Source organism: Mycobacterium venezuelense, assembly GCF_054919535.1.
Window position 1 is genome coordinate 94,690 of sequence record NZ_JBONDW010000014.1, and the last position, 23,007, is coordinate 117,696.

The 23,007-nt window shown below is 66.9% G+C and carries 23 protein-coding genes; 10 read left to right on the forward strand and 13 right to left on the reverse strand.

All coding sequences use genetic code 11. The features are described from left to right. Position 1 precedes the first annotated feature (1 nt). Together mnoR and pip are read left to right on the forward strand one after the other, a co-directional pair. Positions 2-634 carry a two-component system response regulator MnoR gene (mnoR, locus tag ACRCUN_RS22290; RefSeq protein ID WP_067851786.1) on the forward strand — a complete coding sequence of 211 codons (633 nt, stop codon included), beginning with the start codon at positions 2-4 and terminating at the stop codon, positions 632-634. Positions 635-763: 129 nt separating this feature from the next. After that, positions 764-1,762 (forward strand): prolyl aminopeptidase, encoded by a 999-nt coding sequence (pip, locus tag ACRCUN_RS22295; protein ID WP_462143800.1) that lies wholly within the window; start codon positions 764-766, stop codon positions 1,760-1,762. A 7-nt stretch (positions 1,763-1,769) separates the two neighbouring features. Here pip and mftM read toward each other — a convergent pair whose 3' ends face one another. Beyond that, positions 1,770-2,681 carry a mycofactocin oligosaccharide methyltransferase MftM gene (mftM, locus tag ACRCUN_RS22300; RefSeq protein WP_462143801.1) on the reverse strand — a complete coding sequence of 304 codons (912 nt, stop codon included), beginning with the start codon at positions 2,679-2,681 and terminating at the stop codon, positions 1,770-1,772. A 156-nt stretch (positions 2,682-2,837) separates the two neighbouring features. Here mftM and ACRCUN_RS22305 point away from each other — a divergent pair, with 156 nt between their 5' ends. Together ACRCUN_RS22305 and mftD are read left to right on the forward strand one after the other, a co-directional pair. Next, positions 2,838-2,993 carry a hypothetical protein gene (locus tag ACRCUN_RS22305; RefSeq protein ID WP_462143802.1) on the forward strand — a complete coding sequence of 52 codons (156 nt, stop codon included), beginning with the start codon at positions 2,838-2,840 and terminating at the stop codon, positions 2,991-2,993. 10 nt (positions 2,994-3,003) lie between these two features. Next, positions 3,004-4,170 (forward strand): pre-mycofactocin synthase MftD, encoded by a 1,167-nt coding sequence (gene mftD, locus ACRCUN_RS22310; protein ID WP_462143803.1) that lies wholly within the window; start codon positions 3,004-3,006, stop codon positions 4,168-4,170. On the opposite strand, the gene ACRCUN_RS22315 is transcribed toward mftD, so the two are convergent. Further along, entirely contained in the window at positions 4,167-4,847 is a 681-nt protein-coding gene (locus ACRCUN_RS22315) for a class I SAM-dependent methyltransferase (protein WP_462143804.1), read from the reverse strand. The two genes, mftD and ACRCUN_RS22315, sit on opposite strands and share 4 nt — an antisense overlap. Positions 4,848-4,866: 19 nt before the next feature. After that, positions 4,867-6,336 (reverse strand): glutamate-cysteine ligase family protein, encoded by a 1,470-nt coding sequence (locus ACRCUN_RS22320; RefSeq protein ID WP_462143805.1) that lies wholly within the window; start codon positions 6,334-6,336, stop codon positions 4,867-4,869. A gap of 79 nt (positions 6,337-6,415) precedes the next feature. Here ACRCUN_RS22320 and ACRCUN_RS22325 point away from each other — a divergent pair, with 79 nt between their 5' ends. Further along, a complete protein-coding gene (locus ACRCUN_RS22325; RefSeq protein WP_462143806.1) occupies positions 6,416-7,216 on the forward strand; it encodes an MBL fold metallo-hydrolase in 801 nt (266 codons plus the stop codon). Positions 7,217-7,262: 46 nt separating this feature from the next. Then, positions 7,263-8,399, forward strand: coding sequence for an acyltransferase family protein (locus ACRCUN_RS22330; RefSeq protein ID WP_462143807.1), 1,137 nt, complete (start codon positions 7,263-7,265; stop codon positions 8,397-8,399). Here ACRCUN_RS22330 and ACRCUN_RS22335 read toward each other — a convergent pair. After that, positions 8,396-9,157: a class I SAM-dependent methyltransferase gene (locus ACRCUN_RS22335; RefSeq protein ID WP_462143900.1), complete on the reverse strand. Its 762-nt coding sequence runs from the start codon at positions 9,155-9,157 to the stop codon at positions 8,396-8,398. The two genes, ACRCUN_RS22330 and ACRCUN_RS22335, sit on opposite strands and share 4 nt — an antisense overlap. Position 9,158: 1 nt before the next feature. On the opposite strand from ACRCUN_RS22335, the gene glpK reads away from it, so the two are divergent. Beyond that, on the forward strand, positions 9,159-10,724 hold the full coding sequence (gene glpK, locus ACRCUN_RS22340) for a glycerol kinase GlpK (RefSeq protein ID WP_462143901.1): 1,566 nt from the start codon (positions 9,159-9,161) through the stop codon (positions 10,722-10,724). A gap of 45 nt (positions 10,725-10,769) precedes the next feature. On the opposite strand, the gene ACRCUN_RS22345 is transcribed toward glpK, so the two are convergent. The 3 genes from ACRCUN_RS22345 to ACRCUN_RS22355 form a co-directional block, all read right to left on the reverse strand. Then, positions 10,770-11,441 carry a hypothetical protein gene (locus tag ACRCUN_RS22345; RefSeq protein WP_462143808.1) on the reverse strand — a complete coding sequence of 224 codons (672 nt, stop codon included), beginning with the start codon at positions 11,439-11,441 and terminating at the stop codon, positions 10,770-10,772. Between the two features lie 20 nt (positions 11,442-11,461). After that, positions 11,462-12,199, reverse strand: coding sequence for a PadR family transcriptional regulator (locus ACRCUN_RS22350; RefSeq protein ID WP_462143809.1), 738 nt, complete (start codon positions 12,197-12,199; stop codon positions 11,462-11,464). An 89-nt stretch (positions 12,200-12,288) separates the two neighbouring features. Continuing rightward, positions 12,289-12,810 (reverse strand): PadR family transcriptional regulator, encoded by a 522-nt coding sequence (locus ACRCUN_RS22355; protein WP_462143810.1) that lies wholly within the window; start codon positions 12,808-12,810, stop codon positions 12,289-12,291. Between the two features lie 84 nt (positions 12,811-12,894). Here ACRCUN_RS22355 and ACRCUN_RS22360 point away from each other — a divergent pair, with 84 nt between their 5' ends. After that, on the forward strand, positions 12,895-14,217 hold the full coding sequence (locus ACRCUN_RS22360) for a carotenoid oxygenase family protein (protein WP_462143811.1): 1,323 nt from the start codon (positions 12,895-12,897) through the stop codon (positions 14,215-14,217). On the opposite strand, the gene ACRCUN_RS22365 is transcribed toward ACRCUN_RS22360, so the two are convergent. After that, a complete protein-coding gene (locus ACRCUN_RS22365) occupies positions 14,214-15,146 on the reverse strand; it encodes an AraC family transcriptional regulator (protein WP_462143812.1) in 933 nt (310 codons plus the stop codon). The genes ACRCUN_RS22360 and ACRCUN_RS22365 overlap by 4 nt on opposite strands. Before the next feature lie 16 nt (positions 15,147-15,162). Continuing rightward, positions 15,163-15,921: a methyltransferase domain-containing protein gene (locus ACRCUN_RS22370; RefSeq protein WP_462143813.1), complete on the reverse strand. Its 759-nt coding sequence runs from the start codon at positions 15,919-15,921 to the stop codon at positions 15,163-15,165. An 84-nt stretch (positions 15,922-16,005) separates the two neighbouring features. Between ACRCUN_RS22370 and ACRCUN_RS22375 the strand changes: the two genes are divergently transcribed. Then, on the forward strand, positions 16,006-16,485 hold the full coding sequence (locus ACRCUN_RS22375; RefSeq protein ID WP_462143814.1) for an anthrone oxygenase family protein: 480 nt from the start codon (positions 16,006-16,008) through the stop codon (positions 16,483-16,485). Here the strand turns inward: ACRCUN_RS22375 and ACRCUN_RS22380 are convergent, their stop codons facing one another. Next, entirely contained in the window at positions 16,486-18,807 is a 2,322-nt protein-coding gene (locus ACRCUN_RS22380) for an arylsulfatase (RefSeq protein ID WP_462143815.1), read from the reverse strand. Between the two features lie 109 nt (positions 18,808-18,916). Here ACRCUN_RS22380 and ACRCUN_RS22385 point away from each other — a divergent pair, with 109 nt between their 5' ends. Then, positions 18,917-19,918 (forward strand): AraC family transcriptional regulator, encoded by a 1,002-nt coding sequence (locus ACRCUN_RS22385; RefSeq protein ID WP_462143816.1) that lies wholly within the window; start codon positions 18,917-18,919, stop codon positions 19,916-19,918. Here the strand turns inward: ACRCUN_RS22385 and lfrA are convergent. The 3 genes from lfrA to ACRCUN_RS22400 are packed head-to-tail and all read right to left on the reverse strand — an operon-like array spanning position 19,894 to position 22,996. After that, positions 19,894-21,432 carry an efflux MFS transporter LfrA gene (gene lfrA / locus ACRCUN_RS22390; RefSeq protein WP_462143817.1) on the reverse strand — a complete coding sequence of 513 codons (1,539 nt, stop codon included), beginning with the start codon at positions 21,430-21,432 and terminating at the stop codon, positions 19,894-19,896. The two genes, ACRCUN_RS22385 and lfrA, sit on opposite strands and share 25 nt — an antisense overlap. Positions 21,433-21,486: 54 nt before the next feature. After that, on the reverse strand, positions 21,487-22,062 hold the full coding sequence (locus ACRCUN_RS22395) for a TetR/AcrR family transcriptional regulator (protein WP_462143818.1): 576 nt from the start codon (positions 22,060-22,062) through the stop codon (positions 21,487-21,489). A gap of 52 nt (positions 22,063-22,114) precedes the next feature. After that, positions 22,115-22,996, reverse strand: a complete 882-nt coding sequence (locus ACRCUN_RS22400; protein WP_462143819.1) for an RDD family protein — start codon at positions 22,994-22,996, stop codon at positions 22,115-22,117. Positions 22,997-23,007 lie beyond the last annotated feature (11 nt).

Sequence of the window (23,007 nt, forward strand, 5' to 3'; positions counted from 1 at the left end):
CGTGATTCGATTGGCTCTTGTCGACGACCACGCCATCCTGCGGCAGGGTCTGCGCTCACTGCTGGAACGCGAACAGGATCTGATCGTGGTCGGCGAGGCGTCGAGCGAGCCCGAGGCCGAAGCGATGGTGGCGGCCGTCAAACCCGACGTCGTGCTGCTCGACCTCAAGCTCTCCGCCGGATCGGACTTCGAGGGTTTGTCGTTGTGCACCAAGCTGTCTGCCGCTCATCCCGAGGTCGGGCTGCTGGTGTTGACGACGTTCCTCGACGAGGACCTCGTGGTACGTGCCGTGCACGCGGGTGCGCGCGGCTATGTCGTCAAGGACGTCGACACCACCGAACTCGTGCGTGCGATCCGCGCGATCTCATCGGGCGACAGTGCTTTCGATTCCCGCAGTGCGGCGGCGGTCGTGCGCTCACTGAGCGGGCGCACCGAGCCCCGCGAGCAGCTCACCGACCGCGAGATCGAAGTGCTGCGCCTTCTTGCGGCGGGTTTGTCCAACATCAAGATTGGCGAGAAGCTCTTCATCTCCGCGACGACGGCGAAATTCCATGTCAGCAACATCATGCGCAAGCTCGATGTCAGCCGCCGGGCCGAGGCGGTCTACGCCGCCAGCAAGCGTGGGTTGATCTAGTGGTCTGGGCGCCCTGCACCGCGAGCTGGGAAGGCACCGCCCTGCACCGCGAGCGTGCGGGTCTGTTGCCCGCCACGCCGCATATCGTCGGCATTTTGTGCACCTTCACGCTCCGGTACGGTCGGCGACATGGGGCATGGCCGCGAGTGGTATCCACCGATCGAACCGTACGAGTCCGGCATGCTCGACGTCGGCGACGGCAACTCGATCTACTGGGAGGCCTGCGGCAACCCGTCCGGCTTTCCTGCCGTCGCACTGCACGGTGGTCCGGGGTCGAGTTCGAAGCCCGGAATGCGGCGGTATTTCGATCCGCAGCGGTATCGCGTCGTGCTGTTCGACCAACGGGGATGCGGTCGCAGCACACCCCATGCGGGTGATCCATCGGTGGATCTCGCGGCTAACACGACCGATCACCTGATCGCCGACATGGAGCTGCTGCGAACCCATTTGGGTGTGGAGCGGTGGGTGGTCGCCGGCTGGTCGTGGGGTACGACGCTTGCGTTGGCGTATGCCGAACAGCATCCCGATCGCGTCGCGGCGATGAAGCTGACGGCCGTCACCACGACCACGCCGAGCGAGGTGCGGTGGATCACCCGCGACGTCGGGCGGCTGTTCCCGGCCGAGTGGGCGCGTTTCCGCGACGGCGTGCCCGCAGCCGACCGGGACGGAAGCCTGGTCGACGCGTATGCCCGCCTGCTCGCCGACGATGATCCGGGTGTGCGGGACAAGGCGGCATGGGATTGGTGTGAATGGGAGGACTCCCACATCAACCTCGGGCCCGAGCCTCGGCCGTGGCACGTCGAGATGGCACCCGAGCTTCGAATGTGTTTCGCGCGCTTGGTCACTCACTATTGGCGCCACGCCGCGTGGCGGTCCGAAGGTGAACTGCTGCGCAATGTCGGCAAGATTGCGCACATACCCGCGGCGTTGATTCACGGACGCCTCGACGTCAGCGGCCCCCACGACATCGCGTGGCAGCTCGCGCAGCACTGGCCGGCTGCCGAACTTCACATCGTGCCGGGTATGGGACATGAATCCGGCGGAGCGATGGGTGAACTCGGTGTGACTGCCCTTGACCGCTTCGTCGCGCTCGTCGCCCGTGAGAGTGACGAAAATGCTGACGTTTGACGGCGTGTCAGCCGGCAGACCCGCACGCTCGCGGAGCCTGGTCGAGCACCAACCAACCGCCATGATGCTCGGAGACGGTCGCGCGTACTCCCGGGTGGCTGTTGCTGAGCCGTTCGCCCACCCGGACCAACTCGGCGATGTCGAACCGGCGTACATGCCCGTAGCAGGCCTGCGGTTCGTCCTCGAACGGCACGGCCACCACCACGCGTCGGCGCGCCAACCGCAGGGCCTCGTCGAGCACTGCGTCACCGGCGTCAGGTGACAGGTGCTCGAGCAGATGCAGGGCGGTGACGGTGTCGGCCGCGCCGTCCGGCGTCGGCACGTGTGCGGCATCGCAGGCCAAGGTTTTCACGGGCCGGCACAAGTGGAAGCTCACGCGGCCGAGCAGATCCATCGTCGGTGCACTCAGATCGGTTGCCGTCACGTCGAATCCGGCACGGCTGAGGCGCAGGGGGAAGAAGCCGAAGCACGAGCCGAGGTCCAGCACCTGTGAGCCGGCAGTAAGCCTCGCGGCCCGGTCGTGGATGGGGGCGAAGGCGGCGTGCCCGGATTCCAGAGCGGACAGCGAGTTGCGATAGAAGCGCACCCACGCGGCCATGCCACCGTGGACCGTCGACCGCACGATGCCGGTGAACACCAACTCGAATTCCGGCTGCCCGCGCAACACACCACAGGCGCCGAGCTCGTCGGCCAGCAGGACCGCGAGTTCGTCGGACAGCTCATCGGGGGTGAAGTCGTGTTCGACGGTCAGTGCGTCGCCGTGACGGTGAGCGCAGAACCGCGGCGTGCACACCGTACCCGGGTGGTCGCGATGAGGTCCGCGTCGCCTGCGCACCCGCACGCCGCTGCCGCTCCACGCCCCCGGCGGGGCCGGTGCGAGCGGATCGACCTCGGCCGGTCCGAGAACGGTAACCGTCATGTCCGGCAACGTTATTCGTATCAGGAACGGATAAGACCGCCCCGACCGGTCATGAACGTGGTCTGACCGGGTGGTTCTGCAACTGCCCGTTCGGTCAGTGGTGCTCGGCAACCAGCTGCCATAGCGTCGGTGTATCCGTGACGCCGGGAGGTGCTGATGTCCGATCGCGACGACGCCGTCGAGGAAAACACCGCTGACACCGGAGAGCACGTCAAAACCCATACCCCGCTTGACCCTTTGCTTCCCATGCGCATGGTGAGTGCCCGGCCCAAGCGCGTGCGCGACGTGAGCCCGACGCGCGAACTGTTGTAGGAGCAATCACATGACCTGGTTCGAGACCGTGGCCGAGGCACAGCGCCGGGCCGCCAAACGCCTGCCCCCGAGCGTGTACAGCGCACTCGTCGCCGGTTCGGAGAAGGGCACGACCGTCGCCGACAACACCGCCGCCTTCGGCGAGCTCGGATTCGCGCCGCACGTCGCGGGGCTGTCCAACAAGCGTGACATGTCCACAACGGTTATGGGACAGGCTATTTCGCCGCCGGTGTTCATCTCGCCCACCGGCGTGCAGGCCGTGCACCCCGACGGTGAGGTGGCGGTGGCGCGGGCGGCCGCCGCGCGCGGCACCGCGATGAGTCTGTCGTCGTTCGCCAGCAAGCCGATCGAGGACGTCACCGCAGCCAACCCGCAGACGTTCTTCCAGATGTACTGGACCGGCACGCGCGATCAGCTGCTGGCACGCATGGAGCGGGCCAGGGCGGCGGGAGCTGTCGGCCTGATCGTCACGTCGGACTGGTCGTTTTCCAATGGCCGCGATTGGGGCAGCCCGAAGATCCCCGAGCGCATGGACCTGCGCGCGATGATGCGGTTCGCGCCAGAAGGTCTCCGCAGGCCGCGGTGGCTGTTCGACTTCGCCCGGACCGGCCGCGTCCCGGACCTGACCGCCCCCAACCTGGCCGAACCGGGTGGCGCCGCACCGACGTTCTTCGGCGCATACGGGGAGTGGATGGGCACGCCGCTGCCCACGTGGGAAGACATCGCGTGGTTGCGCGAGCAGTGGGGCGGGGCGTTCATGCTCAAAGGCGTCATGCGGGTCGACGACGCCAAACGCGCCGTCGACGCCGGCGTCACCGCGATCTCGGTGTCCAACCACGGCGGCAACAACCTCGACGGCACGCCTGCCTCGATCCGTGCGCTGCCCGGCATCGCCGACGCCGTCGGCGAGCAGATCGAAATCGTGCTCGACGGCGGCGTGCGGCGCGGCAGCGATGTGGTCAAGGCGCTCGCGCTCGGCGCCCGCGCGGTCATGGTCGGCCGTGCCTACCTCTGGGGCCTTGCGGCCGGCGGGCAGCGCGGTGTGGAGAACGTGCTCGACGTCATCCGCGGCGGAATCGATTCCGCGTTGCTCGGGCTAGGACTGTCGTCGGTGCAGGAGCTGCGGCCCACCGACCTGGTGATCCCCGACGGGTTCAGCCGCCTGCTGGGTGCTTAGCTCGCCTTGTGCGCGGTGAGCAGGAAGGCCGGGAACTTGATGCGGCCCTTCTCGTCGACGCCGTGCGGCGGCGGATCGAACGGTGCGTCGGGGATCGCGATCGCGTTCGCGTGGATGAACGCCGGCCGGATGTCGTCGATCTCCCAGTGCCTGGATACCGCTGCGCGCAGCTCCTCCTCGGTGACCTCGTTCGGCTTGACCTCCATCTCGGTGGGGAACGCACCCTTCGCGAACACCAGCACGAAGTAGCTGGCGCCCGGTGCCGCCGCCCGGTGAATCGAGCTGAGGTAGCCGTCGCGGCCGTCGATCGGCAGTGAGTGGAACAGGGTCGAATCGATGACCGTGCTGAACCGGCCGTCGTAGCCCGTGAACGAGGTGATGTCGCCCTGGACGAAGCTCGCGGTGCTCAGGTTGCGTTCCTGGGCGGCCCGGTTGGCCGCGGCGATCGCGGTCGGGCTGAGGTCCATGCCGACGACGGTGTAGCCGTCGGCTGCCAGCGCCAACGACAGCTCGGCATGCCCGCAACCTGCGTCAAGCACATCGCTGCGGAACTTTCCGGCCCGGTGCAGCGCCGCCAGCTCGGGCTGCGGCTCACCGATGTTCCAGGGCGGCGGACCCTCGAAACCGGATTCTCCCCGGTAGGCGCCATCCCAGTCCAAGACGTCTTGTGATGTCATGCCAACCAACGTACGCGTCTCAGTCCCACGTGTGGACGGGCTCGTTACTGTGCATCCGCTGGACATACAGCCGCAACATTTCGGCCAATGCATCGGGGCGTGACCGTCCGCTTTGCTGGAAGTCCTGCACCGTGGACACTTGCCACGCCGCGCCGGTCTGACCGGTCTTGGCGCGCCCCTCGATCACGCCGAGATAGCGATCGCAGACGTCTCCGGACACCCCCCAGCGTCGGAGACCATCGTGTGCGAGTGGCAGCAGCTGGCGCAGGATCAGCTCGTCGGGCGTCACCTCGCCAAGGCCGGGCCAGTACAACCGGGCGTCCATCCCGTACTGGGCACCTGCCGTGAAATTATGGTGCGCGGCAGCAAAACTCATCTTGGTCCACAGTGGCCGGTCTTCTTCGGACAACGTCCGCAGCAGCCCGTAGTAGAACGCGGAATTGGCCATCATGTCGATCACCGTCGGCCCGGCGGGCAGCACCCGGTTCTCGACCCGCAGATGCGGCATGCCGTTGACCACGTCGTAGACCGGCCGGTTCCAGCGGTAGATGGTGCCGTTGTGCAGCCGCAGTTCCGACAGCGCCGGGGCGCGCCCGGCGGCGAGTTCGGCGACGGGGTCCTCGTCGGACAGCTCGGGCAGCAGCGACGGGAAGTACCGGACGTTCTCCTCGAACAGATCGAATATCGAGGTGATCCACCGCTCGCCGAACCACACCCGTGGCCGCACGCCCTGAGTCTTGAGTTCGTCGGGGCGGGTGTCGGTGGCCTGCGTGAACAATTCGATTCGGGTTTCGGCCCACAACTGGTGGCCGAAGAAGTACGGCGAGTTCGCGCCGACCGCGAGCTGTGGTCCGGCAAGAACCTGGGCGGCATTCCAGTTCCTGGCGAAATCGGCGGGGGAGACCTGCAGGTGCAACTGCATGCTGGTGCACGCCGACTCCGGCGCGATCGACGCCGCCTGGATGCTCAGCCGCTCGGGCCCGGCGATGTCGATCGCCATGTCCTCACCGCGGGCCGTGAAGATCGAGTCGTTGAGGGCCTGGTATCGCGTCGATTCGCTCATCCAGCTGCCCGAAAGATGTTCGGGCATAAGCGTCGGCAGGATACCGACCATCACGATGTGCGCGCCGTCCTCGTTGGCCTTGGCCTCGGCCGCGTTGAGACTGGCCCGGACCTCGTCCTCGAGCTCAAGTGCGGCCCGGCCGGGCAGCGGCCGCGGAGGCACGTTGAATTCGATGTTGTACGCGCCCAATTCGGTCTGGTACGCGGGATCGGCGATGGAATCGAGGACTTCGCGGTTGGACATGGCCGGCTGATAGTGGCTGTCGACCAGGTTGCATTCGATCTCCATGCCGGTGAGCGGGCGCTCGAACTCGAATTTCGACTGCGCCAGCATGGTTTCGAACACGTCGAGGCACAGCTGCACCTTGCGCCGGTACTCCTGCCGGTGCGCCCGCGTGTACTCGGTCCGCTTGACCTCTTCGCCCACACCGCGATGCAACAACGTCGAGCGGCCTCCGCGCAACAGAATCGCGAATAATCATCGTCACGGCGGGTAGCCGGTTCGGATGGAGATCACCGTCACGTTCGTCGGCAATGCGACCACGCTCATCAGCGCCGACGGCATCACCTTGCTCACCGATCCGAACTTCCTGCACCAGGGCCAGCACGCCTATCTCGGATATGGCTTGGTGTCGAAGCGGCTGCGCGAGCCTGCCCTGTCGATCGAGCGTCTACCGCCGGTCGACGCGGTCGTGCTCTCCCACATGCACGGTGATCACTGGGATCGGGTGACGCAGCGCCGACTGGACCGTACATTGCCGATCCTGACCACCCCGCACGCCGCCAAGCGGCTTGTCCGGCGCGGATTCGGCCACGCCTTGGGGATGTCGACGTGGCAGACCCACCGGATCGCCAAAGGCGACTCCGCGGTGACCGTGACGGCGCTGCCCGGCCGTCATGCACCCACTCCGGTGGACCGGTTGCTGCCGCCGGTGATGGGATCGATGCTCGAGTTCACCGACGGTTCGGCCGTACGCCGCCTCTACATCTCGGGCGACACGTTGCTGGTGGAGGAACTCGACGAGATACCGGCTCGATTCTCGTCGATCGACGTCGGCGTCCTGCATCTCGGTGGAACCCGCCTGCCGTTCGGCAGGCATCTGCCGTTCGGTCTCACCGTCACCATGGACGGGCGACAGGGCACCGATCTGGTCGAGCGATTGGACCTGCCGAAGGTGATCCCGGTGCACTTCGACGATTACGCGGTGTTCGCGTCGCCGTTGGCCGACTTCGTCGACGACATGAGCCGCCGCGGGTTGAGCGGCCGCATCGTCGAGTTGGAGCGCGGCGCGTCGACAACGCTGTGAAATCAGACCGGGCCGACCCATCGGTCCCGGTAGTGTCGAACATGCGATGACCTCATCGGCGGAGGCAGATCAAGGCGGGCTCGAACAGGTTTCGCGCGCCGACCGGGTAGCGGCACTGACCGGGGTACGTGCCGTGGCGGCGCTGACCGTGATGGGAACCCATGCCGCATACGGAACCGGACTGCTGACGGCAGGCTATGTCGGCCTGATGAGCGCTCGGCTGGAGATCGGCGTGGCGATCTTCTTCGTGCTTTCCGGTCTGCTGCTGTTCCGCCCGTGGGTACAGGCCGCCGTCGACGGCAGCGCTGGGCCCAGTGTGTGGCGGTACGCGCGAAATCGCTTCCGCCGCATCATGCCCGCATACGTGGTGACCGTGTTGCTTGTCTACGGCGTGTACGAATTACGCCCGGTGACACCCAATCCCGGCCACACCTGGACCGGGCTGTTGCGCAATCTGACCCTGACCCAGATCTACAGCGACGACTACTTCACGGTTTACCTGCACCAGGGGTTGTCGCAGATGTGGAGCCTGGCAGTCGAGGTCGCGTTCTACGCGGTGCTGCCGTTACTGGCCTATCTACTGCTGGTGGTCTTGTGCCGTCGGCGTTTTCGGCCGGTACTGCTGCTCGCCGGCCTCGCCACGCTTGCCGCGGTGAGCCCGGCCTGGCTCGTGGTGTTGCACACCACAGACCTGCTGCCGGTCGGTGCCGGATCGTGGTTGCCGCATTACCTGTGCTGGTTCGTCGGCGGCATGATGCTGGCGGTGCTGGCGGCCATGGGCGTTCGGTGCTATGCGCTTGCCGCGCTGCCGTTGGCGCTCGCCTGTTATCTGGTGGTGTCGACGCCGATCGCCGGGACCACCACAGCGGTGACGCTGAATCTGTCCGAAGACCTCGTCAAGACGATCTTCTACGCGGTGATCGCGACGCTCGTCGTGGCGCCGCTGGCCCTTCGCGACGAGGGCGGGTACCGGCGGCTGATGGGTAGCAGGCCCATGGTGTGGCTCGGCGAGATCTCCTACGAGATCTTCCTCCTGCACGTCGTCGTGATGGGCCTTGTCATGGAGTTGGTGCTGGGTTGGCACATCTACACCGGCTCGGCGGCGGTGCTGTCCCTCGTGACGCTTGCGTTCACGGTGCCGTTGGCGTGGCTGCTACATCGGCTGACTCGGCCACGCCGCTAGCCGCGGCCGGCGATCACAATCTGCGGAATCCGAAGGCCGCTGCGCAATTCCACGGTGATGGCCGGATCGGCGTGAGCAGCAAGTGCGCGCAGCGCGGACGGACTGTAACAGCGCAGCGAACTGATCACACCGTCGTGCACGAACGGGATGACCGGCGCCAGCGGCAGCATCGTGGCCAGCCGCACCAGGTGCAACGGGGCAGGAGGTCGCGGCAGGTCGATGATGAGCAGCTTTTTCGCCACCCGCGTGCCCTCGGCGAACACCTGCGAAGCCTGCGTGGGCGCCAGGTGATGGAACGACAGCGCGAAGACGGCCAGGTCGAAGCTTCCGTCGGCGGCGTCGATCGCGGTCGCATCCATCTCGCGCACGACCGCACGGGGGTGGCTGCCCAAATCGCTTGCGGCCATATCGGCCACCGAGACGGGGTCGATGTCGGTGACGGTGAGCTGTGCGGTGGGGTGGTTCTCCAGCAGCTTGCGGGACACGCCGCCGTGGCCTGCGCCGAGTTCGAGGATCTTCGGGTCCGGCGCGTCGGCGACCAGCTCGAGCGCGATCGCGGCGAATTTCTCGTGGTTGCCGAAGAATTCGCCGGTCCACTCAAGTGCGCGGATCACGCTGCGCTTGCGTGCCTCGTCGACGTCGTCGCGGTCCAGATACTCCAGCCGATCGGTCTCCAGTAGCCGGTCCAGGCAGGAAGCCTTCGGCCCGCCACGGGGCATGTGCTCGATATCTGCGGTGTCGCTACCCATGTAGGCCATGATGGACGTTTCGGAGGGCAGCAGCGACGCGACCCGGGAGAGGAGCACAGTGGCCGATTTTGTCGTGGCCATCGACCAGGGCACCACGAGCACCCGATGCATGATCTTCGATCACGACGGTGCCGAGGTGGGCCGCCACCAGCTCGAACACGAGCAGATCTTGCCGAGGGCCGGCTGGGTCGAACACAATCCCGTCGAGATCTGGGAACGCACCGCGTCGGTGATCATGACCGCGCTCAACCGGACCAATCTGTCCGCGTCGGATCTGGCCGCGCTCGGCATCACCAATCAGCGGGAGACGGCGCTGGTGTGGAACAAACACACCGGCAGGCCGTATCACAACGCCATCGTATGGCAGGACACGCGCACCGACCGGATCGCGGCAGCGCTCGATCGTGACGGCCGCGGCGACGTCATCCGCCGCAAAGCCGGCCTGCCGCCGGCGACGTACTTCTCGGGCGGAAAGATCCAGTGGATTCTGGAAAACGTCGACGGTGTCCGCCGTGATGCCGAGAACGGCGACGCGATCTTCGGCACGACCGACTCGTGGTTGACGTGGAACCTCACCGGCGGATATCGCGGTGGCGTGCACGTCACCGACGTCACCAACGCGAGCCGCACGATGCTGATGAACCTGGAGACGCTGGACTGGGACGACGAACTGTTGTCGTTCTTCGGGATTCCGCGCCAGATGCTTCCCGAGATCAAGCCCTCCTCGTATCCGGCGTCGTTCGGGATCACGCGCGACGACGGACCGCTGGCCGGGCAGGTGCCGCTGACGGGAGTTCTCGGCGACCAGCAGGCCGCGATGGTCGGTCAGGTGTGCCTGGACGCCGGCGAAGCCAAGAACACCTATGGCACCGGCAATTTCCTGCTGCTCAACACCGGCGAGAAGATCGTGCGATCCGACAACGGGCTGCTCACGACGGTGTGTTACCAGTTCGGTGACGCGAAACCCGTTTACGCCCTTGAGGGTTCGATCGCGGTGACCGGATCGGCCGTGCAGTGGCTGCGCGATCAGCTCGGCATCATCAGCGGGGCCGCGCAGAGCGAGGCACTGGCCCGCCAGGTGTCCGACAACGGCGGGGTGTATTTCGTGCCCGCGTTCTCCGGGCTGTTCGCGCCGTACTGGCGCTCGGATGCCCGCGGCGCGATCGTCGGGCTGTCGCGGTACAACACCAACGCGCATCTTGCCCGCGCGACGCTGGAGGCGATCTGCTATCAGAGCCGCGACGTCGTCGACGCCATGGAAGCCGATTCCGGTGTGCACCTTGAGGTTTTGAAGGTCGACGGCGGCATCACGGCCAACTCGCTGTGTATGCAGATCCAGGCCGATGTGCTCGGCGTGGATGTGGTCAAACCCGTCGTCGCCGAGACCACCGCACTGGGCGCCGCCTATGCCGCCGGCCTTGCCGTCGGCTTCTGGGAGAACCCCGACGATCTGCGGGCCAACTGGCAGGAAGGTCAGCGCTGGAAGCCGCAGTGGTCCGACGAGCAGCGGTCTGATGGATACGCCGGCTGGCAGAAAGCCGTTGGCCGCACGCTTGATTGGGTCGACATCGAGTGATTTGTGCACATCGACAGGCGGTCAGCGCCGGTGGATGTGCACAAATCACATCTGAATTTGGCACTTGGCGAGGATCGGTTTGAGTTCCTCGTAGTACTGAGTGCCGAGCATCGCGTGCTTGGCCTTGTCGTTGTTTCGGGCCGTGCCGGCGATCTGGTCGGCCAAGTCGGCCAATTTGCCGGCCTGGTCGGCGACTTCACCAGGGCTGACCTGCTGCGCCTGGTCACGGACGGCCTTGGCCCAGTCTTCGAAATCGCCTGCCGTCGGGCCCTGGCTGGAGTCGAAGACCGGCAGGATGAAGGCTTGGTGGCTCAGCCCGATCAGCGGTTCGGCCTGACGGCAGTCCTTGTTCGAGACGTAAGCGTACGCAGTCGAGCCCAAGACGACGACGACCGCGGAGATGGCCGCGGCCGTCGCGATGGCCAGGCTGCGAGGTTCGGCGTCGGGAACAAGCCGGCGCCACATCACGTGGGCGAGGATGACCGCGGCCACCGCGAGCGCGGCCATCACACCGGCCTCGAGCAGCTTCCCGACACCGGATGCCGTGTTGGTCGCCCCCATCGTGGCCACGGCTGCGAGCAGCACCAGCAACCACTGCCAGACGCCGCGACGCCGCTCGTAGGCATCGGCATCACGGAATTGGACTCCGATGACGGCGCCCGCCGCGGTCAGGATCGCGACGAGCGCCGGCACGACGACTATGACGAGGCTGTCCACGTGGGCAGCCTACGGGCCGGTCACTCCTCGCCGAGGATCTGGTAGATCTCGCGGCGCGCGTTGTTGACGGCGTCGAGGATGCGCTGCTGCTGGTCTTCGTTGGCGGTGTGCACCGATTGCGCGACCGCGCCCATCAGCTGAGCGACCGCGCCGTGCAGGTTGACGGCGTTGGGGTCGGCGTCCTCGACGATCTCGTCCCACGGGGCGGTCGCGATCTTCTCGGCCGCCGCGCGGCCCTCGTCGGTGAGCTCGAACGTCTTCTTGCTGCCCTCGCTCTCGGCGGGGACGATCAGTCCCTCGTCGACCAGGAGCTGCAGCGTCGGGTAGACCGAGCCGGGGCTCGGCTTCCACAGGTTGTTGCTGCGTGCGGCGATCTCCTGCGTCATCTCGTAGCCGTGCATCGGCCGCTCGGACAGCAGCGTCAGGATCGCGGCGCGGACATCACCGCGCCGGCCGCGCCCGCCGCGGCCGCCGCGACGTCCGCCGCGCGGACCGCCGAACCCGAATCCGAATCCGCCGCGCGGGTCGAATCCGAACTCGAACCCGCGACCGGGACCGAAGCCGGGACCGCCGAAGCCGGTCTCGCAGCGGGGGTCGATGCCCTGTTCGCGGGCTTCGTGCAGATGGGCGCGCATCTGGTCGCGCATCTCGCGCCGGGCGGCGCGGCGCTGATGATGCATGGCGCGGCGATCGCCTGGGCCGAAGCCCGGACCGAAGCCGAAGCCGAAACCGCCTGAGGGGGTGAATGGGGTGCTCATGTGGCATGTCCTCACTGTCGGAGGAAGCACTGACTGCGCTTCCGATACGTTGACGATATATCGGAAACTATCGCGATGCAACGGCCAATCTAGAGTTGGCGCTTCTCCAGCTCGTTCACCGCCCAGCGAGCCCAGTCGGCTTGCATGGCGTTCTTGCGCAAGCCGTACTCAAGCGCGGCATGCCCGAAGAAGTCGTCGGCATCGGTCCAGTCGATCGAGGCTTCAAGTGCCTTGAGTCGTGCGACCTCGCCGTCGGAGTAGTCGGCCAATGCCGTGAGGTGGTCTCGCGCGTCGTCGGCAGGCAGTTCTCCGAGCAGGAAAACCCGCAACAATTCCGCGCTGCGCTCAGGTGGGTCGTCTTGCGAGCTGGCGATCCAGCGCAGCAGTTCGGCACGGCCCGCGGGGGTGGCCCGATACTCCTTGCGTCCGCGCGGCCCGACCGCGGACACCTCGATCAGGCCCGCGGCCGCGAGCTTGTTGAGCTCGCCGTAGAGCTGGCTCTGCGTCGCGGGCCAGACGTTGGCCATGGACTTCTCGAAGCGCTTGAGCAGGTCATATCCACTACCCGGGTGTTGGACGAGCAGGCCGAGGGCTGCCATGCGCAAACTCATGCGGGCATCTTAGCCTCCACTCTTGACATGTCACTTGTGGAATGTCAGGGTTGGGTCAGTCCCGCCCAGCCCCAGGAGACCCGGATGACCGATACCGAAATCAACAACGGACTGCCCGGCGAAGGCGCGTTCTTCACGAAAGGCAACTACGCGCCCGTCGCCGACGAACTCACGGAATACGACCTGCCGGTCGACGGCGCGATACCGCCGGAACTCGACGGCTGGTATCTGCGCAACGGTCCCAACCCGAGACAGGCCACCGCGCACTGGTTCACCGGCGACGGCATGATCCACGGTGTACGCATCGAGAACGGTGCGGCGAAGTGGTACCGCAACCGGTGGGTACGCACCGACAGCTTCATCAAGGACTTCCCGGTCTACAACGCGGACGGCACGCGCAACCTGCGGTCCGCGCTCGCCAACACGCATGTGGTCAACCACGCGGGCAAGACGCTCGCCTTGGTCGAATCCTCGCTGCCCTACGAGGTCACCAACGATCTGGAGACCGTGGGGGCCTACGACTTCGGCGGCAAGCTCGTCGACTCGATGACCGCGCATCCCAAGATCTGCCCGACCACCGGTGAACTGCATTTCTTCGGCTACGGCAGCATTTTCGAGCCGTATGTCACCTATCACCGCGCCGACGCGAACGGCGAGCTCACCATCAACCGGCCGGTGGACGTCAAGGCGCACACCATGATGCACGACTTCGCGATGACGTCCGGGCACGTGATCTTCATGGACCTGCCCGTGGTGTTCGACCTCGACGTCGCCATCAAGGGGGAGAGCGACATGCCCTACCGCTGGAGCGACACCTACGGCGCGCGCTTGGGTCTGTTGCGTCGCGACGACCCGTTCGGTGAGATCCGCTGGTTCGAGATCGACCCGTGCTATGTGTTCCATGTCGCCAACGCCTACGAGCACGGCAATAAGGTTGTGTTGCAAGCTGTTCGGTATCCCGAGCTGTGGCGCAAGGACGGCGATTTCGACGTGCCTGCGGTGATGTGGGAGTGGACCGTCGACCTGTCGGCGGGCACGGTCGCCGAGCGCCAGCTCGACGACTACGGCGTCGAGTTCCCGCGGATCGACGATCGGCTCGCCGGCCTTGATGCCCGGTACTCGGTCGCGGTGGGCGACAGCACCTGGGTTCGTTACGACCTCACCACCGGCGACTCGGTGCGTCACGAACTCGGATCGGGTGGACCCGGCGAAGCAGTGTTCGTCCCCGCATCCGGCCCAGCCGACGAGAGCAACGGCTGGTATCTCGGCTACGTGTACGACCCGGCCAGGGATGGAAGCGATCTCGTGATCCTGGACGCCTCGGACTTCAGTGGCAAGCCGGTCGCGAGAATCACACTGCCGCAGCGTGTCCCCTACGGCTTCCACGGAAACTGGATCAGCGCCTAACCGGCCAGTGCCCGGTGCTCGTTCGGGCTGATGCCGTACGCGCGCTTGAACGCACTGCTCAGCGCGAACGGCGTCGAATAACCGACCTGGCGGGCGACCGCGGCGATCGTGTCCTGGCTGCTCTGCAGGAGGTCGGCGGCCAGCGCGAGCCGCCATCCGGTCAGGAACGCGATCGGCGGTTCACCGACCTGCTCGGTGAACCGTCTGGCGAACACCGCGCGCGAACAACCCACGGCCGCCGCGAGATTGGCGACAGTCCACGCGTGGGCCGGATTGTGGTGGATGAGCCGCAGCGCGGGCCCGACGATCGGGTCCTGCTCGGCTTGCCACCACGCCGGGGCGTTCCCGTCGCGCCCGAACCAGCAGCGCAACACCGCGATGAGCAGCAGGTCGAGCATGCGGTCCAGATAGGCCTCCTGACCCGGCCCGTCCTGCCCCGCCTCGGCCGCGAGCAATCCGACCAGTGGCGAATCCCATTCGGCGAAGCGCACCACGAGCACGGGCGGCAGCGCGTCGAGCAGCCGCGCGCTGACCGCACTGCGCCCTTCGTACGCGCACACGATGGCTTGCGTCGCACCGCAAGCCGAGTTGCCCCACGTCCGCACCCCGAGCGACATCTCGAACCGTAGGCTCTCGCCGGACAATGTGGTGCATCGCTGGCCGGGATGGATCACCACGGTCGGTTGCGTCGACGGGTCATCCGCGAAGACGTAGTGATCGGTGCCGCGCGTCAACGCGACATCGCCGGGTTCCAGCTGCGTGACCCCAGTGGCGTCGCCGACGAGTACCGCACTGCCCGCGGTCTGGCAGATCAGGGTGAGAGGTGCGTCGTCCTCGATGCGCATCGACCACGGCGGATCCATGCGCAGGCGCAGCACGAAGGCGCCGCGCGCACGCACCCCGTCCAGCAGTCCGGCCAGGGCGTCCACGTCGGTAGCGTAGCGTTCACCGCGCTTTTCGTACCTCGATCAGATGACGCGACGAGTGCGCGATGAACGGCCCATCGGCTTCGATCTGGCGGTGCAGTGCGTAGAGGCGGTCGCGGTAGCCCTCGACGGTGAAATCCGGAACCGTCCAGATCACCTTGCGCAGGAAGTACACCACCGCACCGATATCGAGAAATTCCATCCGCAGGCGCTCGGACCGCACGTCGACGACGTCGAGGCCCGCGGCGCGCGCTGCCGCGCTCTCGTCATCGGGGCGGCGCTTGGTGCGCGCCCGCTCCTGTGGCCCGAGGAAGAACTCCACCAACTCGAAAACGCTTGCGGGACCGACATGCTGGGCGAAGTAGGTGCCGCCCGGGCCGAGCACCCTGGCGATCTCCGTCCACCACACGGTCGCGGGGTGGCGGCTGACGACGAGGTCGAACGCGCCGTCGCCGAAGGGCAGCGGAGGTTCGTCGGGTGTCGCCACGACCACGACGCCGCGCGGACCGAGCAACCGGGTCGCCCTTGCGACGTTCGGTGGCCAGGACTCGGTCGCGGCCATGGTGAGCGGAAACTTCTCCGCCCCGGCAAGCACCTCGCCTCCGCCGGTTTGGATGTCGAGCGCCGAAGTGGCCTGTTCCAGGCGCTGACTCATGAGCCGTTGATAACCCCACGACGGCCGCTGCTCGGTGGCCCGGCCCGCGAGCCACGAGAAGTCCCAGCCATCGACCGGAGCCGATTCCGCCTCGCCGACCAGAGCATCCAAATCGCGCGACATGCCCCCATCCTGCCAAGACTGCCGCGTATGGACGCGGGACGGTCAGCCATGGAGTGGCGGGCCGATCGACAGTTGACTGCAGACATGAACATCAGCCCAGTCATCGTCCTGACGGCGGTCGCCGCTCTGGCGAGCGCCGCAGTCGGCGGCATCTTCTACGCGTTCTCGACGTTCGTCATGCGCGGCTTGAACAGAACCGAGCCGGCGGACGCCTTCACCGCGATGCGCGGCATCAACGCCGAGGCCAACGCCAACCCGGCGTTCCTGCTCTTCTTCGTCGGATCCACCGTGTTGGCGCTGGCCGTCGGGGTCGTGGCACTTGTTCAGATCGGCAGGCCCGGCAGCTGGCTGCTGCTGGCAGGCGCGATCTTCGGGATCCTCGGATTCGTCGTCACGATGGTGTTCAACGTGCCGCTCAACAACCGTCTCGACCGCGCCGACATCGCCGATGCCGTGGCCGAGTGGCAGTCGTACTTCACCGTGTGGACGGCGTGGAATCACGTCCGCACCGCAACCGGGTTCGTCGGCGCGGCGCTCATGCTCGCCGGTCTGGCCTCCCGCTGATCAGGTGTAGGCCACGTGCACGCGGTCGATACGCCCCTCGAACGGGAACGGCGCGCGTTCGCGGTAATCCAGCGACACCGGCGAACCCAGGCACGTGCCGATGTCGAGGCAATCGTTGGCGGTGAACAGCAGTGGTGCACTGATCGGCACCTGGCCGGACGCGACCGTGTCGTCGCCGATCGACAACGTGATGTCGAGCGGTCCGGCCGGGCGCTGCTCGACGTACTGGGTGCGCACCGTGATGGTCGCCGCGCCTGGCGGCACTTTGGTTGCGGTGCGGATCTTGGTGCGCGACAAGATGAACAAGTTGTACTCGTAGCAGAGATAGCCGTCATCGAAGTAGCACGTCAATCCACCCGCCGCGGCACCGAGTGCGTACAGCACCCCGTTCGCGTTGGCCGGTATGTCCGCGGTGACGGTGACGACGTTGTTCTTGTTGCCCAGCGCGGGGGCGCAGAACTCGGGCATCCGCACCATGTCGCCGGTGAACTCCCACTGCTTGTAGGGCGGGGCGATGCGGAGTTCGGGATGGTAGACGGGAACCCAGAGCCCACCGCCGACGGGAAGGACTGAATTGCGGGCGGCCTCGATCGCGAACATCTCCCGCATCTGGATGAGTTTCTCCGGCTGCCGCTCGGCGAGATCGTCTGCCTGCGACCAATCTTCGTCGAGGTGGTAGAGCTCCCAGGTGTCGTTGTCGGGTGTCCACGTGGCGATGCCTTCGGGCTGGCCGGGCACCCACGGTAGCCGGGGGCCGCGCGCACAGGCCAGCCAGCCGTCGTGATAGATGGCGCGGCTGCCCATGATCTCGAAGTACTGGGTCTTCTTGCCGCCCGCGGCGGTGCGGTCGACGAGAGTCCGCGCGAAACTGGCTCCGGCGAGCGGGATCTGCGGCTCGCCGTTGACGACGCGCGGCGCCTCGATCCCGACGATCTCGTAGATCGTCGGGACGATGTCGTTGCAGTGCAGGAACACGTCGCGCGGCGTGGGATCCGGCGTGATCTTCTTCGGCCACGTGACCGCAATGGGATTGCGGGTGCCGCCGAGGTGTGAGGCCAGCAGCTTCATACCCTTGTAGGGCGTGCTGCCCGCCCACGCCCACCCGGCGTGGTACTGGTTGTCGACCAGGGGCGAACCGAGCACATCCAGCCCGCCGAGCTCATCGAGCGCATCGATGTGCTGACGCACGGTCGTCGGAATCCCGTTCTGCGCCAGGAGCTCCGCGATGGTGCCGTTCTGCCCTTCGCCGGAGGAACCGTTGTCGCCCCAGATGTAGAAGAACAGCGTGTTCTCGGCGTAGCCCAGCGCTTCGAGTTCGTCGGTGATCCTTCCGACCTGCACGTCGACGTGTTCGGCGTACCCCGCGGCGACCTCCATCAGGCGGCGCTGGAACGGCTTCTCGTCGTCGGGGATGTCGTCCCATGCCGCCATCGCAGCGTCGCGCGGGGTCAACGCGCAGTTCTGCGGAATCCAGCCGTTGTCCTTGGCGCGGGCGAAAACTCGCTCCCGGTACGCATCCCAGCCGTCGTCGAACTTGCCGGCGTAGCGGTCCGCCCACTCCTTCATGATGTGGTGTGGTCCGTGCAGGCATCCGCTGGCCCAGTACATGAAGAAGGGCTTGTCGGCGTTGAATGCCTTGTGGCGCCGCAGCCAGCCGATCGCGTCGTCGGCGAGATCCTCCGAGAGGTGGTAGCCCTCTTCCGGGGTCTTGGGCGGCGCGACGACCGTGGTGTTGCGGACCAGATGAGGCTCGTACTGCGACGCCTCGCCGGCGAGAAAGCCGTAGAAGTACTCGAAACCCAATCCGGTCGGCCAGTTCTCGAACGGGCCGGCCGCGGTGGTTTCCTCGGCCGGGGTGTTGTGCCACTTACCGAATGCCGATGTCGCATAGCCGTACTGCTTGAGTACTTCGGCGACCGTCGCGCTGCTGCGGGGAATCTTGCCCGCGTATCCGTCCCAGTCGTTGGCCAGCTCGGCGATCTGCCCGTTGCCGATCTCGTGGTGGTTGCGGCCCGTCAACAATGACGCCCGCGTCGGCGAACACATCGCCGTGGTGTGAAACCGGTTGTAGGACACACCTTCCGCGCACACGCGATCGAGTGTCGATGTGGTCACGTCGCCGCCGAACGTGGACGGTAGCCCCGGGCCGGCATCGTCGATCAGCACGATGACGATGTTGGGCGTGTCCTCGTGTAGCCGGCGTGGGGTGGCGCGCTGCTCGTAGGTCGATTCCTGCAGGGTCCGGCCCGCGATGCTGGCCGACGGAATCGGTGCAAACGGCAACACCCCACCGCCCGGCAGCACCGGCGCAACTACATCCACACCGTCAGACAATTCCGTTCCTTTCCAGTGGCGACCGAACGTACAACTCTGCAGGACGCCGCAAACTCTCGTCTTGACACTTGAGGACAGATAATTGACAGTCTGGGACATGGCGGTGATCCGTGGGACTGCACTGACGAATTACCACCAGCTGGTCGCCGAACTCGGCGGCGACAGCAAGCGGTTTTTGGCTGATGTTCACATCCCGTTCGGCGATGTCGGCAGGCACGATCGATTCATCTCACTGGCCAACGGCGCCCGGCTGCTCGAAGACACCGCAGTCGAGCTCGACACGCCCGACTTCGGCCGTCAGCTCGCGCTCCGCCAGGGGATCGACATCCTCGGTCCGGTGGGACTCGCGGCGCGATCGGCAGCGAACGTCGCCGACGCGTTCGCCATATTCGACACCTTCATGGCCGCCTACAGTCCGGCCATCAGCGTGCGCGTGGCCGCACACCCGGACCCGGCGTTGCGCCGGTTCGAGTTCGAGTACCTCCTCGATCCGGCCCCTCCGCAGGCGCAGGCCATCGAGCTCTCCCTCGGCGTCACCCTCCGCGTCCTACACCACTTCCTCGGTGGCCGGTACCGGCCGGTGTCGGTGCACCTGTCACACCCCGCACTCACCGCAGTGTCGCGCTATCAGAGTTATTTCGGTTGCCCGCCAACTTTTTCCGAGCCAGTCGCGGGGTTCACCCTGCGAGCCCTCGATCTGCAGCGCACACTGCCGACCGACCGCCTGGCCCACCAGACGGCCGTCGACTACCTCGCCCGCACCCGTTCCGACCGCTCGCGCCCGACGTCCTACGTGGTGCGCACCCTCATCCGCCAGCTGCTGCCGACCGGGGCGACAACCCTCGTCGACATCGCGCTCCAGATGGGACTGCACCCCAAGGCTCTGCAGCGGCGGCTGAGGGCCGAGGGTGCGACGTTCCAGCAGATCGCCGACCAGACCAGGCGGGATATCACCGAAAAGCTGCTGACGGAATCGGATATGCCGCTCGACCACATCTGCCGCCAGCTCGGGTACGCCGAACAGAGCGTGCTGACACGGTCGTGCAACCGGTGGTTCGGCAACACCCCCAGCGGCTACCGGGCTGACTCCCGGCCCTGACCCCGGAACGTGACGGCGACGACCGCCGCGGCGGCAAGCACGAGCGTCGCGGCGATGATCGCCGTCGGCGCGATGCCCGAATCGAACGCCGCCCGTGCCGAGTCCATGAGTTGGGCGGCCGTCGCGGCAGGCAGATCCGCTGCGACGGAGGTGGCCCCGCCGATGCTCTCGGCGGCATCACCGGCCTGCTCGGGCGTGAGCCCGGCCGGAACCTCGACCTTGGCCCGGTAGAACGCGGTGAAGATGGTGCCGAGGGTGGCCGTGCCGACAACCGCGCCTAGTTCGTACGCGGTCTCCGATACCGCCGACGCCGCGCCGGCTTTCGCCGCAGGCACGGACGCGACGATGGTGTCGTTGGACACCGTTTGTGAGACCCCGACACCGAGCTCGAGCACCACGAACGACGCGATGATCGCGGCCACCGAGAGGTCGTGGCGGAACAGCAGGATCAGGATGAACCCGGCCGCGACGAACACCAGCCCGAAGATCATCAGCGTCTGCGGCGCATAGCGTTTGGCGGCTTTCACCACGGCCAGGCCGGCGATCATCGACACCACCGCACCCGGCAGCGTGACCAGCCCCGCGGTCAGCGGCGACAGGCCGAGCACGAGTTGCAGGTGCTGCGAGATGAAGAAGATGAAACCGATGAGACCGACGATCGACAGGAAGTTCGCCAGGATCGACGAGCTGAACGGGGCATACGAGAACAATTCGATGTCGAGCATCGGCGTGGCGCTGCGCTTCTGGCGGCGCACGAACAGCGCGCCCGACGCGATACCTGCGGCGAACGCGACCGCGGCGGCGATCGACAGGCCGTCGTGCGCCGCGGTCTTGATGGCCCACACCAGCGGCAGCATCGCGGTGAACGACAGCACCACGCTGATCAGGTCGAGCGGGCCCGGATTCGGGTCACGGGATTCGGGGACCAGGCGCGGGCCGAGCACCAGAAGCGGCAGCAGGATCGGCACTGCGACGAGAAACACCGAACCCCAGTGGAAATGTTGCAGCAGCGCACCGCCGACGATGGGCCCGAGCGTGGAGCCGGCGGTGAAGCACGAGGCCCAGATCGCGATCGCGAGCCGGCGCGCGGAGGCGTCGGTGAAGATGTTGCGGATCAACGACAGCGTCGAGGGCATCAACATAGCGCCGAACACGCCGAGCGCGGCGCGCGCGGCAACGAGGTACTCGGCGCTCGGCGCGAAGGCCGCGAGCGCCGAGACGACGGCGAAGCCGGTGGCGCCGATGAGCAGCAGCCGGCGGCGGCCGAACCGGTCGCCGAGGCCGCCCATCGCGACCAGCAGGGCGGCCAGGACAAGGGAGTAGACGTCGACGATCCACAGCTGCGTGGATGCCGGAGGGCGGAAATCCTCGGCGATGGACGGCAGGGCGAACGCCAGCACGGTGTTGTCGATGGCGATCAGCAGCACCGGCAACGTGAGTACGGCCAGCGCCAGCCAGGCCCGCTTGGGCGTCTGGGCCGGTGTCGACGGCGCACCGTCGATACAGGTGGACATGAGAAGGGTCTCCTGAGTTCGGAAAAGTCTTGTGGCGCTCGTGAATCGGAGGATTCAGGCGCGCGGCAGGTGGATGGTGCCCGTGGTCAGGCTGGCCATGATGGCGTCGACGATCTGGTGGCGCGGGGTGCCGTCTTGCTTGGCGGCTTCGTAGCCGGCCAGCAGCAGCGCCCAGAACACTCGTCGGGCCCATCCAGGGGGATATTCGGGTCTTTCGGCCGATGCCCGGTTGAGCACCTCGACGATCGCCTCGTCCCCGGTGTCGAGGTAGGCCGCCAGCTCCGGGTCTGCCAGGATCGTCGGCTCGCTGTACACGTAGAGCACGATGGGGCCGAGGTCGAGTTGGCTCTCCACCACCCGGCGCAGCGCCGCGTCGGCGGGGCCGTGGGTGGGGTCGGCACGCTCGATCGCGGCGTTGCTGAGCTCATGCACGTGGCGGGCAAGCGCGCGCAGCAGATCGGTGCGTTCGGGGTAGTAGCGGTGCACCGTGCTTCGCCCGACTCCGGCGGCCGCGGCGATATCGCCGAGTGCCGCGGTGGGTTGGTCGGCCAACACGGTCATCGCGGCATCGAGGATCGCCTTACGCGTGCGTTCGCGCACGCCGCTTTCCATCGATACCTGGCTGGTCATGCGTCAAAATATAGCACGCCTTGACCAAAATGGGACATGAGTGTCCCAGGCCTCAGCTTGGTGGGGTGAAACCACTGGTCGGCGGAGCCGGGCGCGGCGGCTCGACCGGTGGCTGCTGAATCGGAGGCTGCGGCACCGGAGCGAACGCGGGCGGCGTGGCCGGATGGGGCAGCGGAGGCCCGGCCGGTGTCAGACGGGCCAGTTCCCGACGGTGCCGCTCGGCGAGCACTGCGGACAGCACGTATTGCGGTGGCGCGCCCGGCGGCGGGGGCGGGGAGATCTGGGCCGCGACCTCGCCGAGGATCCGGTAGGCCATGTCGTCGCGCACGCGGGGGTCGAGCTGGTTGGCCCGGGACAGGAACTGCCGCGCGAGTTCGGCCTGCTCGGCGCGCAGGCCGGACAGCTGCAGCGACGAGGCCCACCACGCGAGTGTCGGCGGCATGGGCGGAGGCGGGGTCAGCTTGGGCCCGCGCTCGCTGATCACCACGGTGCCCGCGAAGATGTCGCCGATCCGTTTGCCCTTGGGCGACAGCAGACTGCAGATCACGGCCGGGCCACCGGTGAACATCCAGATCTCGATGAATCCCGACAGTCCCCGAAACAGGGCCTGGCGGAAGCGTTCCGGGCTGCCGTCATCGGATACCACGCGCAGCCCCAACGCCATCTTGCCCAGTGAGCGGCCCCGCGTCGCGGTCTCCATGATCACCGGATAGCCCACGATCGTGAGCACCGTGAAGATGATAAGGATGGCCGCCGAAAGCGCTTCGTCGAGCTGGCTGAGCGTGATCGCCCACAGCATCACCCCGACGAGATAGGCGACGAACACCACCACGATGTCGATGAGCACTGCCAGTGCCCGCACCGGCAGCTGCGCGATCGACACGTCGAGGATCACGGCATCCCCGGTCACCACCGGCTCAGGCTGGGAGACCATACCGTCACACG